Raw genomic sequence first — 10,513 nt, forward strand, 5'->3', positions numbered from 1 at the left:
CATCTGCGAATATTAATCATTAATATTACGCCCCTCCTCACACTGGACCCGCTGTCATGAAAAGCAAAGCCGCCGGGCTGCCCTTCAGTTATCGCCTGGCCGTGACCTCGCGCAGCCTCGCGGCGCTGCTCGGCGGTTACCTGCTGGCGGCCATGGCCAGCGTGTGCATCACCTTGTTGCTGCCCATGCCCAAGGCCGACGCGGTCGTCACCGGCATGATGCTGTCGTTTCTGTTCTACCTGGTGGCGATCCTCTGGTGCTTCGCCTGTCGCAGCGCCTGGCATGCCTGGCTCGGGGTGCTGCTGCCCGGCGCCGCGCTGGCCGCCATCAACGGCCTGGCCTACTGGATGCAAACCCCATGAAAGAAGGCTTTCGCCAGGCCATGGCCTGGCTGCACACCTGGGCCGGGCTGATCTTCGGCTGGCTGCTGTTCGCGATCTTCCTCACCGGCACGCTGTCGTACTTCAAGAACGAAATCAGCCACTGGACCCAGCCGGAGATCCCGTACCGCACCCTCGACACCACCGCCAGCCTGAGCCTGGCGCAGCGCTACCTGCAAACCAACGCCGCCGATGCCGGCAGCTGGTTCATCCAGTTGCCCGAAGCACGCGACCCGACCCTGCGCGTGGGCTGGCGTGCACCCGGCGCCGGCCGGCGCGATTTCAACGAAAAGATCCTCGACCCCGCCACCGGCAATCAACTGCACCCGCGCGACAGCAGCGGCGGCGAGTTCTTCTACCGCTTCCACTTCCAGTTGCAGATGCCCTACCCGTGGGGCCGCTGGCTGTCGACCTTCTGCGCGCTGATGATGCTGGTGGGGCTGGTCACCGGCATCATCACCCACAAGAAGATCTTCAAGGAGTTCTTCACCTTCCGCCCCGGCAAGGGCCAGCGTTCCTGGCTCGACGGCCACAACGCGATCGGCGTGCTGGTGCTGCCGTTCCACCTGATGATCAGCTACAGCAGCCTGGTGATCTTCATGGCCATGGTGATGCCGGCCAGCATCAGCACGATGTATGGCGACAACCTCCAGGCCTATTACAACGAGCTGTTTTCGCGCGACGAGCCGGTCAAGCCGGCGGGCACCCCGGCACCGCTGGTGCCGCTGGCGCAGCTGTATGCCCAGGCGCGCCAGCAGGCGCCCGGCAGCGAGATCAGCTGGGTCGAGGTGCAGAACCCCGGTGACCTCAACGCACGGGTGCGCCTGGTGCGTGCCGGCAACGAGGGCATCGCCCAGAACCGCGGCGCCGGCTGGCTGTTCGACGGCGTGCAGGGCACCCCGCTCAAGGCCCCGGGCGAGCAGAGCACACCGTTGGTGATTGCCGCCGGCATGTACGGCCTGCACATGGGCCACTTCGCCGGCCCGACGCTGCGCTGGCTGTACTTCGTGTTCGGCCTGGCCGGCACTGCCGTGATCGGCACGGGGCTGGTGATGTGGCTGGGCAAGCGCCAGCTCAAGCACGCCAAGAGTGGCACCCAGCCCTTCGAACTGCGTCTGGTCGAGGTGCTCAACATCGCCAGCATGAGCGGGCTGATCCTCGCCGTGGCGGCGTTCTTCTGGGCCAACCGCCTGTTGCCGGTGGCCCTTGAAGGACGTGCCGATCTTGAGGTCGACAGCTTCTTTGCCGTCTGGGACCTGGCCCTGCTGCACGCACTGTTGCGCCCCGGGCGCCGCGCCTGGGGCGAGCAACTGCTGCTGGGCGCGGTACTGTTCGCCGCCTTGCCGGTGCTCAACGCCCTGACCACCGGCACCGGCCTGCTGCCTGCGATCGCCCAGGGCGACTGGATGATTGCCGGGTTCGACCTCACCGCGCTGGGCTGTGGCCTGCTGCTGGCCTGGATGGCGCGCAAGATGCTGCGCCCGCAGGTGTTGGCGCCCAAGCGCGCGGCACGCACGCCCAGGGCCGCACCGCTGATCGAAAGCGAGGTGCAGTGATGCTGGCCATCGCGTTGTTCGGCTTTGCCGCAGTGGCGGCGTTGTGCCTGGCCATGGAGCGCCATTACACCGACCTGCTGGGGCACAAGCCCACGCCCCGCCGCCTGCGTGGCCTGCGCATGGGCGGCTGGTTGCTGATTGCCGTGGCACTGGGGCTGGCGGTACGTCACAGCGGCTGGGCCATGGGCCTGTTGGAGCTGAGCGCGGTAGTGATGGGCGGCTTGTGCGCGTGGGTGTTCGTCCTTCCCTACGCCCCGCGCCTGCTGCTGGGCCTGGCCGCGGCCAGCCTGGTGCTGGCGCCGCTGGCACTGCTGGCGCCGTACTGAAACGATGAGCGAGCCGCTCGACAGCCACGACGACGCCCCGGGCCGCGCACGTTTCGTGCAGGTGTTCGTGGCCCAGCGTGCGCGCATGGAGCGCCTGGTTAGCCGCCGCGTGGGCTGTCGGGCCACCGCCGCCGACCTGGTGCAGGAACTGTTCCTGCGCTTCTGGCGTCGCCCGCAGGTCGAGGTCGAGGCGCTGGACACCTACCTGCTGCGCTGCGCCGGCAATATCGCCATCGACCACTTGCGCAGCCAAGGCGCCCGCGAGCGGGTCAACGACAGCCTGCTGGCGCCGCATCAAGACAGCCATGCCAGCGAGCCCGAGGCCGCGCTGGAGGCCGACAGCGACCTGCGTCGGATCGAGGCTGCCCTGCGCGAGCTGCCCGAGCGCACCCGCCAGATCTTCCTGCTCAACCGTATCCACGGCCGCACCTATGCCGACATTGCGCGGGCCATGGGCCTGTCCCAAAGCGCCGTGGAAAAACATATGATGCGTGCCCTCGAGGCCTGCAAGGCGAGTATCGCCGCCGAGCCTGCCGTGCCCCGCAAGCCAGGGAATGCCCCGCGATGAACGCTCCAGCCCCACCTACCGCCGAACAGCAGCAGGCCGCGCTCGCCTGGCTCGGCCAGATCAACCAGCAGCCCGCGCGTGCCGAGGGCGCCGCGTTCAAGCGCTGGTTGCTGGCCGACCCTGCGCACCCGCAGGCCTGGCGCCAGGCCCAGGCGCTGTGGCAGCAGACCGCCGCGCCTGCAGCACGCCTGGCCGCCGAAGACGCCCCGGCACTGGACGCCTACCTACGCGCGATGGACCGGCCCCGGCGCCGTTGGCCGGCCCGTGTGGCCGGGTTGGCTCTGGCTGCCAGCGTGGTGCTGGGCGTGGCGATGGGGGCGGGCTGGCACCCGGCCAACTGGGTCGATGACCTGGGCGCCGATTACGTGGCCGCGGTGGGCGAGCTCAAGGCCGTGACCCTGGCCGACCAGTCGCACCTGCTGCTGGATGCCGACAGCGCCATCGACGTGGACTTCAGCGGTGGGCAGCGTCGCGTGCAGGTGCGGCGCGGCGCGGTGTTCTTTGAGGTCACGCATACCGGTGCGCCGTTCACCGTGCAGGCCGATGGCGGCGAGGTGCGGGTGATGGGTACCCGGTTCGAGGTGCGTCGCCAGCCCCAGGGCACCACCGTTACCGTGCTGTCGGGCAAGGTCGGGGTCACGCCGGCGCCGGGGCAGGCGCAGCAGGTGCTCACGGCCGGCCAGCAGGTGGAGTACGCCCAGGGCCTGGCCGGTGCAGTGCAGGGCGTGGACAGCGAGAACCGCCTGGCCTGGCGCGAGGGCTGGCTCAACTACTACCAGGCGCCGCTGGCGCAGGTGGTCGACGACCTGGCGCGGCATTACCCCGGGCGCATCGTGCTGCTGGACGACGCCCTGGCGGCGCGCAAGGTCAGCGGCAGCTTCCCCGCCGCCGACCCGCTGGCGGCGCTGGACGCCCTGGGGGCGGTGGCCGGCTTCCAGCGCAAGACCCTGCTCGGGCGGGTCACGCTGCTGCGCTGAAAAATATTTTCACGGCCCGGTGAGGTAAGTACGTGCGGCAACCGTGTAGTGATTGAAAGTGCGATTCATTCGCATGAAACAGGTTCACTCACAGGTCGACGGCATGAAGTTCAGGGCAAAATCATCATTGGTGCGTTGCGTTTCAATCGGGCTTGGGGCGGCAGCGTGGCTGCCGCTGGGGGCGGGCGTGAGCCAGGCGGTGGCGGCGCAGCAGGTCGAGCAGGTGTACCGCTTTGCCCAGCCCAGCAAACCCTTGCCCCAGGCGCTCAACGACTTCAGCCGGGTCACCGGGTTGAGCGTGGTCTACACCGTCGAGCTGCCCGGCCTTGCCGCGCCGGCCCTGACGGGCACGTTCAGTGCCGAGCAGGCCCTGCAGCGCCTGCTGGGCAACAGCGGCTTCACCTATCGCCGCGTGAATGCGCGCACCCTCACCGTCGAACCGCTGGCCCAGGCCGGTGCACTCAACCTCGAGCCCACCACGGTCTCGTCCCAGCAGGACAGCGTCGGCAGCTACCAGCCGCCGGCCACCAGCGCGATCATGCGCAGCCAGGTGCCGAACCTGGAGATCCCCCAGGCCATCAACGTGGTGCCGGCCCAGGTGCTCGCCGACCAGGCGCCGCGCAACCTCGACGATGCGCTGAGCAACGTCAGCGGCATCACCCAGGGCAACAACTTCGGCGCCACCGCCGACACCGTGATGAAGCGCGGCTTCGGCGACAACCGCGACGGCTCGATCATGCGTGACGGCATGCCGCTGGTGCAGGGGCGCAGCCTCAATGCCAGCACCGAGCGGGTCGAAGTGCTCAAGGGCCCGGCCTCGCTGCTGTACGGCATCCAGGACCCGGGCGGGGTGATCAACGTGGTCAGCAAGCGCCCGCAACTGCAGCGCTACAACGCGGTGAACCTGCGCGGCTCCAGCTATGGCAGCGGCAAGAACGGCAGCGGCGGCGGGCTCGACAGTACCGGCGCGCTGGGCGACAGCAACTTCGCCTACCGCCTGGTGCTCGACCACGAGGACGAAGACTACTGGCGCAACTTCGGCACCCACCGCGAGACGCTGGTGGCGCCGTCGCTGGCCTGGTTCGGTGAAGACACCCAGGTGCAGCTGGCCTATGAGCACCGCGAGTTCCTGTACCCGTTCGACCGCGGCACGGCCATCGACCCGCGCACCAACCACCCGCTGAACATCCCCAGCACACGTCGGCTGGACGAGCCCTTCAACAACATGGAAGGGCGCTCGGACCTGTACCGCCTGGAGGTCGACCATCAGCTTGCCGATGACTGGAAACTCCACTTCGGCTACAGCTTCAACCGCGAAACCTACGATGCCAGCCAGGTGCGCGTCACCGCGGTTGACCCTGCCAAGGGCGCCCTCACGCGCAACCTGGACGGCACCCGTGGCGCCCTGAGCAGCGACCGCTTCGCCACCGTCAGCCTGGACGGCAAGCTGCAACTGGCAGGCATGCAGCACGACGTGCTGGTGGGGGTGGATGACGAGTACCGCAAGGTGTTTCGTGCCGACCTGATTCGCGGCGCCCGCAACACCTTCGATTACCTGAACCCGGTGTACGGCCAGGTCCAGCCCGGCACCGCCGTGCGCGACAGCGACAGCGACCAGACCGACAAGCTGCGTAGCAACTCGTTGTTCTTCCAGGACTCGATCCACCTCGACGAGCACTGGATTCTGGTGGCCGGTGCGCGCTATCAGCAGTTCGACCAGTACGCCGGTCGCGGCCGGCCGTTCAAGGCCAACACCGACAACAGCGGCCAGGCCTGGGTGCCGCGTGCGGGGCTGGTGTACAAGGTCGACGACACGCTGTCGTTCTATGGCAGCTACACCGAGTCGTTCAAGCCCAACTCCAGCATCGCGCCGATGACCGGTGGCCTGGTGCTGGATTCCTCGATTGCCCCCGAAGAGGGCAAGTCGTGGGAGCTGGGGGCCAAGCTCGACCTGCCGGGGGCGATCACCGGCAGCGTGGCGTTGTTCGACATCACCAAGCAGAACGTGCTGGTGGCCAATTTCGACACGGCCACCGGCGACACCCTGTACAGCAGCGCCGGCGAAGTGAAGTCGCGCGGCCTGGAGATGGACCTCACCGGGCAGGTGAGCGAGCGCTGGAGCCTGATCGGCAGCTATGCCTTCACCGACGCCCAAGTGTCCCAGGACCCCAAGCTCAAGGGCAACCGCCTGCAGAACGTGGCGCGGCATACCGGGTCGTTGTCGGCGGTGTATGACGTGGGCAGCCTGTTCGGTGGTGATCGCCTGCGGGTCGGCGCCGGGGCGCGCTATGTGGGCGAGCGGGCCGGCAACGCGGAGAACGATTTCGACCTGCCGGCGTACACCGTGGCGGATGCGTTCGCCAGTTATGAAACCCGGCTGGATGAGCACAAGGTGCGCTTTCAGCTGAACGTGAAGAACCTGTTCGACAAGACCTACTACAGCTCGGCGGTAAACCGTTACTTCGTGGCAGTGGGGGATTCGCGGCAGGTGAGCCTGTCGAGTACGCTGGAGTTCTGAGAGCACAGGAAGAACACCCACCGTGAGGGCGGTGGGGGCCCTGTGGGAGCGGGCTTGACCCGCGATCAGCGGCGCATGGCCAACCGATAATCCCCCGGCGTGGCCCCCACCACCTGCCTGAAGCGATTGCTGAAATGGCTGGCACTGGCAAACCCGCACGCCAATGCCACCTCGCCCAACGCCCCGTCGCCACAGCGCAGCAGCTGGCGTGCCCGGGCCAGGCGCCGCGCCAGCAGGTACTGGTGCGGCGGCAGGCCGAAGCTTGCGCGGAACATCCGTGCAAAGTGGTAGTGCGACAGGTTGCACAGCAACGCCAGCTCACCCAGGCTGATCGCCTGCTCCAGGTGTGCCTCGATGTAGTCGGCCAGGTGCCGGCGCTGATGCGTCGCCAACCCGCCCTTCAGGCGCAGCCCCCGACGCAGCCCCACCTGGTTGAGCACCGCATGGTCGAGAATCTCGTGGGCCAGGCTGCTGGTCAGCAGGCGCTCGCTGGGCTCGTCCCAGTTCAGCTCGATCAGCCGGCCAAAGCGCAGCGCCTGCTCCGGGTCGTCGATGAAGGTCGCTTCGTGCAGTTGCACCTCGCGCGGTTCGCGGTCCAGCAGGCGGGTGCAGGCCAGGGCGAACTGCGCCTGGCTGATGTACAGGTGCGCCAGGCGGATGCTGCCATTGATCACCCAGTTCGAGGCGTGCTCGGCCGGCAGGATGCACAGCTTGCCGGGCCCGCCCTTGGCGGCGGGGCGATCCCGGCGAAAGGTGCCGGTGCCGCCGGCGATATAGCACGACAGCGTGTGGTGGCTGGGCGCTTCGTAGTCGCGGGCGTCGTGGCGGTTGTTCCACAGGGCTGCGACCAGCTCGTCGCCAAGCTGCGCACTGTGTTCCAGGCGGGCATTGGGCGAGGCGTGCATGGCTTGAAAGACTTGCAACTGGTCCAGCGGCGTCATGGGGTCTACCTCTGTCGGCCATCCTACTCGCGGCCACCGGGCCTGACAGCCCCGCCCAGCAAAAAACCGCAAGTTTGTGCAAGCGCACGGGGCGGCCCGCGCCGGACACTGCAGGCTGTCGTGAGGAGTGCATGCCATGAACCTGTCGTTGTACCTGCTGACCGTGCTGATCTGGGGCACCACCTGGATCGCCCTGAAACTGCAGCTGGGGGTGGTGGCCATCCCGGTGTCCATCGTCTATCGCTTTGCCCTGGCGGCGCTGGTGCTGTTTGCCGTGCTGTTGATCGGGCGGCGCCTGCAAGTGATGAACCGGCGCGGGCACCTGATCTGCCTGGCGCAGGGGCTGTGCCTGTTCTGCGTGAACTTCATGTGCTTTCTGACGGCCAGCCAGTGGATTCCCAGCGGCCTGATCGCGGTGGTGTTCTCCACCGCCACGCTATGGAACGCACTCAATGCGCGGGTGTTCTTCGGGCAGCAGGTGGCGGCCAACGTGCTGGCGGGTGGCGCGCTGGGGCTGGGCGGGTTGGGGCTGCTGTTCTGGCCGGAGCTGGCCGGGCATGCGGCCAGCCGCGAAACCCTGATCGGCCTGGGCCTGGCGTTGCTGGGTACGCTGTGTTTCTCGGCGGGCAACATGCTCTCGAGCCTGCAGCAGAAGGCCGGCTTGCGGCCGATGACCACCAATGCCTGGGGCATGCTCTACGGGGCCGGAATGCTGGCGCTGTACTGCGTGGTCAGCGGTATTCCGTTCGCGATGGAATGGAATGTGCGGTATGTGGGGTCGCTGCTGTACCTGGTGATCCCGGGGTCGGTGATCGGCTTTACCGCGTACCTGACGCTGGTGGGGCGCATGGGGCCGGAGCGTGCGGCGTACTGCACGGTGCTGTTCCCGCTGGTGGCGCTGAACGTGTCGGCGTTCTACGAGGGGTACCAGTGGACAGCGCCGGCGCTGGGCGGGCTGGTGCTGGTGATGCTGGGCAATGTGCTGGTGTTCAGGAAGGGGCGGGTGGTGACGCCTTCGCCGGCAAGGCCGGCGCCTACCAGGGCCGCGTAACCCTTGCAGGAGCCCGCCTTGCTGGCGAATGGCAGCCTTACTTCCACACCTGCGGGTTCACCAGGTCGCGCGGGCGCTCGCCCAGCAGTGCCGCGCGCAGGTTGTCGATGGCACGGTTGGCCATCGCCTCGCGGGTTTCGGCCGTAGCCGAGCCCACATGCGGCAAGGTCACCGCATTGGCCAGCTGGAACAGCGGCGAATCGCTCAGCGGCTCCTTCTCGTACACATCCAGCCCTGCACCGCGAATCGTGCCCTGCTGCAACGCCGCCACCAGCGCCGCCTCATCCACCACCGGCCCTCGCGACACGTTGACCAGAAACGCACTGGGCTTCATCAGCTTCAGTTCGCGCTCGCCAATCAGGTGCCTGGTGTTGGCCCCCAACGGCACCACCAGGCACACGAAGTCGGCTTCGGCCAGCAGTTGATCCAGGCTGCGGTACTGCGCGCCCAGTTCCTGCTCCAGCGCGGTCTTGCGGCTGTTGCCGCTGTAGATCACCGGCATGTTGAAGCCGAACCGGCCACGCCGCGCAATCGCCGCGCCGATGTTGCCCAGCCCGACGATGCCCAGCGTCTTGCCATGCACGTCGCTGCCAAAGTGTGCCGGGCCCACGGTGGCTTTCCATTCGCCGGCCTTGGTCCAGGCGTCCAGCTCGGCCACCCGCCGCGCCGCGCTCATGATCAGCGCAAAGCCGAGGTCGGCGGTGCTTTCGGTGAGGACGTCAGGGGTGTTGGTCAGGGCGATGCCGCGCTGGTTGAAGTAGGCCAGGTCGTAGTTGTCGTAACCCACCGACACGCTCGATACCACCTGCAGCTGCTCAGCGTTGTGCAGCTGCGCTTCGCCCAGCTTGCGCCCCACCCCGATCAGGCCGTGGGCCTGGGGCAGCGCTTCGTTGAACTGGGCATTGATGTCGCCCAGCTTGGGGTTGGGCACGATCACGTTGAAGTCTTGCTGCAGACGCTCGACCATCGGGGCGGTGATGCGGCTGAAGGCCAGTACGGTCTTTTTCATCGGCGAACTCGCTGCGGGCAGGGGAGAATGGGTAGCACGCTATCATTCTCCGCCGCCCCTGTGCAGCAAGATTTCAGGTGGCGATGAGCAGCTCGTGGGTCTTGAGGTCGGCCTCGTGGGCCGCGAGGATCTCCGGCAGCGAGTTGCGCAGGTACTCGACCCAGGTCTTGATCTTCGCATCCAGGTACTGGCGCGAAGGGTAGATCGCGTACAGGTTCAGCTCCTGCAGGCGGTACTCGGGCATCACCCGTACCAGGCTGCCGTCGCGCAGGCCGTCGATGGCCGAGTAGATCGGCAGCACGCCCACGCCCATGCCGCTGCGGATCGCCGCCTTCATGGCATCGGCCGAGTTCACCTGGAAGGGCGCCTGGGTGATGTTCACCACCTCCTGGCCCTCGGGGCCGTCGAACAGCCATTTTTCCAGCGGGATCACCGGGCTCACCATGCGCAGGCAGGCGTGCTTGAGCAGGTCGGCCGGCTTGTGCGCCACGCCGTGGCGCTTCACGTATTCGGGCGAGGCGCACACGATGCTGTAGGTGATGCCCAGGCGCTGCGACACGAAACCCGAGTCCGGCAGCTCGCTGGCGAGCACGATGGACACGTCGTAGCCCTCGTCCAGCAGGTCGGGCACGCGGTTGGCCATGGTCAGGTCGAAGGTCACGTCGGGGTGCGTTTCGCGGTAGCGGGCGATGGCATCGATGACGAAATGCTGGCCCACGCCGGTCATCGAGTGCACCTTCAGTTGCCCGGCCGGGCGCGCATGCGCGTCGCTGGCCTCGGCCTCGGCTTCCTCCACGTAGGTGAGGATCTGCTCGCAGCGCATCAGGTAGCGCTTGCCCGCTTCGGTCAGTGCGATGCGCCGGGTGGTGCGGTTGAGCAGGCGGGTTTGCAGGTGCGCTTCAAGATTGGAAACCGCCCGCGACACGTTCGCGGTGGTCGTATCCAGTTGCACGGCAGCGGCGGTGAAACTGCCGACTTGCGCGACGCAACTGAAAGCACGCATGTTTTGCAGGGTGTCCATGGGGCGCTCTCAAGGAAGACGACAGAATTGTGACATGAAGTAACCAAAGCAGTCTTCAGACTAAAGCCGGATTATCGCGGTTTTCGTAACAAAGATTCGCAGTAAAGCACGCTTATCGCCAGTGCGGCGGCCCCCTAGAATTGCGTCACCTAGCGTCATCCACCTT

Annotated in this window: 10 protein-coding genes; 7 read left to right on the forward strand and 3 right to left on the reverse strand. The window is 67.2% G+C overall.

Annotation, left to right across the window (positions count from 1 at the left end):
* Positions 1 to 56 precede the first annotated feature (56 nt).
* The 6 genes from ACPRTJ_RS14880 to ACPRTJ_RS14905 all read left to right on the forward strand — a co-directional run bounded on the left by ACPRTJ_RS14880 (position 57) and on the right by ACPRTJ_RS14905 (position 6,325).
* Complete coding sequence (locus ACPRTJ_RS14880) at positions 57 to 362, forward strand: DUF3649 domain-containing protein (protein ID WP_043859706.1); 306 nt, start codon at positions 57 to 59, stop codon at positions 360 to 362.
* The gene (locus ACPRTJ_RS14885; RefSeq protein WP_426427075.1) at positions 359 to 1,936 is read left to right on the forward strand and encodes a PepSY-associated TM helix domain-containing protein; all 1,578 of its coding nucleotides are present in this window, start codon (positions 359 to 361) and stop codon (positions 1,934 to 1,936) included. The genes ACPRTJ_RS14880 and ACPRTJ_RS14885 overlap by 4 nt, the downstream gene beginning before the upstream one ends.
* Entirely contained in the window at positions 1,936 to 2,262 is a 327-nt protein-coding gene (locus ACPRTJ_RS14890) for a DUF3325 domain-containing protein (protein ID WP_426427076.1), read from the forward strand. Before ACPRTJ_RS14885 ends, ACPRTJ_RS14890 begins: the two co-directional genes overlap by 1 nt.
* A gap of 4 nt (positions 2,263 to 2,266) precedes the next feature.
* Entirely contained in the window at positions 2,267 to 2,830 is a 564-nt protein-coding gene (locus ACPRTJ_RS14895; RefSeq protein WP_058540851.1) for an RNA polymerase sigma factor, read from the forward strand.
* A complete protein-coding gene (locus ACPRTJ_RS14900) occupies positions 2,827 to 3,807 on the forward strand; it encodes a FecR family protein (RefSeq protein WP_315405255.1) in 981 nt (326 codons plus the stop codon). Before ACPRTJ_RS14895 ends, ACPRTJ_RS14900 begins: the two co-directional genes overlap by 4 nt.
* Before the next feature lie 103 nt (positions 3,808 to 3,910).
* Positions 3,911 to 6,325 (forward strand): TonB-dependent siderophore receptor, encoded by a 2,415-nt coding sequence (locus ACPRTJ_RS14905; protein WP_236176816.1) that lies wholly within the window; start codon positions 3,911 to 3,913, stop codon positions 6,323 to 6,325.
* 65 nt (positions 6,326 to 6,390) lie between these two features.
* On the opposite strand, the gene ACPRTJ_RS14910 is transcribed toward ACPRTJ_RS14905, so the two are convergent.
* A complete protein-coding gene (locus ACPRTJ_RS14910; RefSeq protein ID WP_426427077.1) occupies positions 6,391 to 7,266 on the reverse strand; it encodes a helix-turn-helix domain-containing protein in 876 nt (291 codons plus the stop codon).
* A 136-nt stretch (positions 7,267 to 7,402) separates the two neighbouring features.
* On the opposite strand from ACPRTJ_RS14910, the gene ACPRTJ_RS14915 reads away from it, so the two are divergent.
* Positions 7,403 to 8,317: a DMT family transporter gene (locus ACPRTJ_RS14915; RefSeq protein ID WP_054914866.1), complete on the forward strand. Its 915-nt coding sequence runs from the start codon at positions 7,403 to 7,405 to the stop codon at positions 8,315 to 8,317.
* Between the two features lie 37 nt (positions 8,318 to 8,354).
* Here the strand turns inward: ACPRTJ_RS14915 and ACPRTJ_RS14920 are convergent, their stop codons facing one another.
* Together ACPRTJ_RS14920 and ACPRTJ_RS14925 are read right to left on the reverse strand one after the other, a co-directional pair.
* A complete protein-coding gene (locus ACPRTJ_RS14920) occupies positions 8,355 to 9,326 on the reverse strand; it encodes a 2-hydroxyacid dehydrogenase (protein ID WP_054914865.1) in 972 nt (323 codons plus the stop codon).
* A gap of 73 nt (positions 9,327 to 9,399) precedes the next feature.
* On the reverse strand, positions 9,400 to 10,347 hold the full coding sequence (locus tag ACPRTJ_RS14925; RefSeq protein WP_043860975.1) for a LysR family transcriptional regulator: 948 nt from the start codon (positions 10,345 to 10,347) through the stop codon (positions 9,400 to 9,402).
* Between the last annotated feature and the right edge of the window lie 166 nt (positions 10,348 to 10,513).

Source organism: Pseudomonas palmensis (genome assembly GCF_049942755.1).
GTDB classification, from domain to species: Bacteria; Pseudomonadota; Gammaproteobacteria; order Pseudomonadales; family Pseudomonadaceae; genus Aquipseudomonas; species Aquipseudomonas palmensis.

What these genes read in the sequence shown, in the direction of transcription:
- ACPRTJ_RS14880 (WP_043859706.1), top strand. Translation starts at nt 57, where the DNA reads ATGAAAAGCAAAGCCGCCGGGCTGCCCTTCAGTTATCGCCTGGCCGTG.
- ACPRTJ_RS14920 (WP_054914865.1), bottom strand. Translation starts at nt 9,326, where the DNA reads ATGAAAAAGACCGTACTGGCCTTCAGCCGCATCACCGCCCCGATGGTC.
- ACPRTJ_RS14915 (WP_054914866.1), top strand. Translation starts at nt 7,403, where the DNA reads ATGAACCTGTCGTTGTACCTGCTGACCGTGCTGATCTGGGGCACCACC.
- ACPRTJ_RS14885 (WP_426427075.1), top strand. Translation starts at nt 359, where the DNA reads ATGAAAGAAGGCTTTCGCCAGGCCATGGCCTGGCTGCACACCTGGGCC.
- ACPRTJ_RS14925 (WP_043860975.1), bottom strand. Translation starts at nt 10,347, where the DNA reads ATGGACACCCTGCAAAACATGCGTGCTTTCAGTTGCGTCGCGCAAGTC.
- ACPRTJ_RS14895 (WP_058540851.1), top strand. Translation starts at nt 2,267, where the DNA reads ATGAGCGAGCCGCTCGACAGCCACGACGACGCCCCGGGCCGCGCACGT.
- ACPRTJ_RS14890 (WP_426427076.1), top strand. Translation starts at nt 1,936, where the DNA reads ATGCTGGCCATCGCGTTGTTCGGCTTTGCCGCAGTGGCGGCGTTGTGC.
- ACPRTJ_RS14910 (WP_426427077.1), bottom strand. Translation starts at nt 7,266, where the DNA reads ATGACGCCGCTGGACCAGTTGCAAGTCTTTCAAGCCATGCACGCCTCG.
- ACPRTJ_RS14900 (WP_315405255.1), top strand. Translation starts at nt 2,827, where the DNA reads ATGAACGCTCCAGCCCCACCTACCGCCGAACAGCAGCAGGCCGCGCTC.
- ACPRTJ_RS14905 (WP_236176816.1), top strand. Translation starts at nt 3,911, where the DNA reads ATGAAGTTCAGGGCAAAATCATCATTGGTGCGTTGCGTTTCAATCGGG.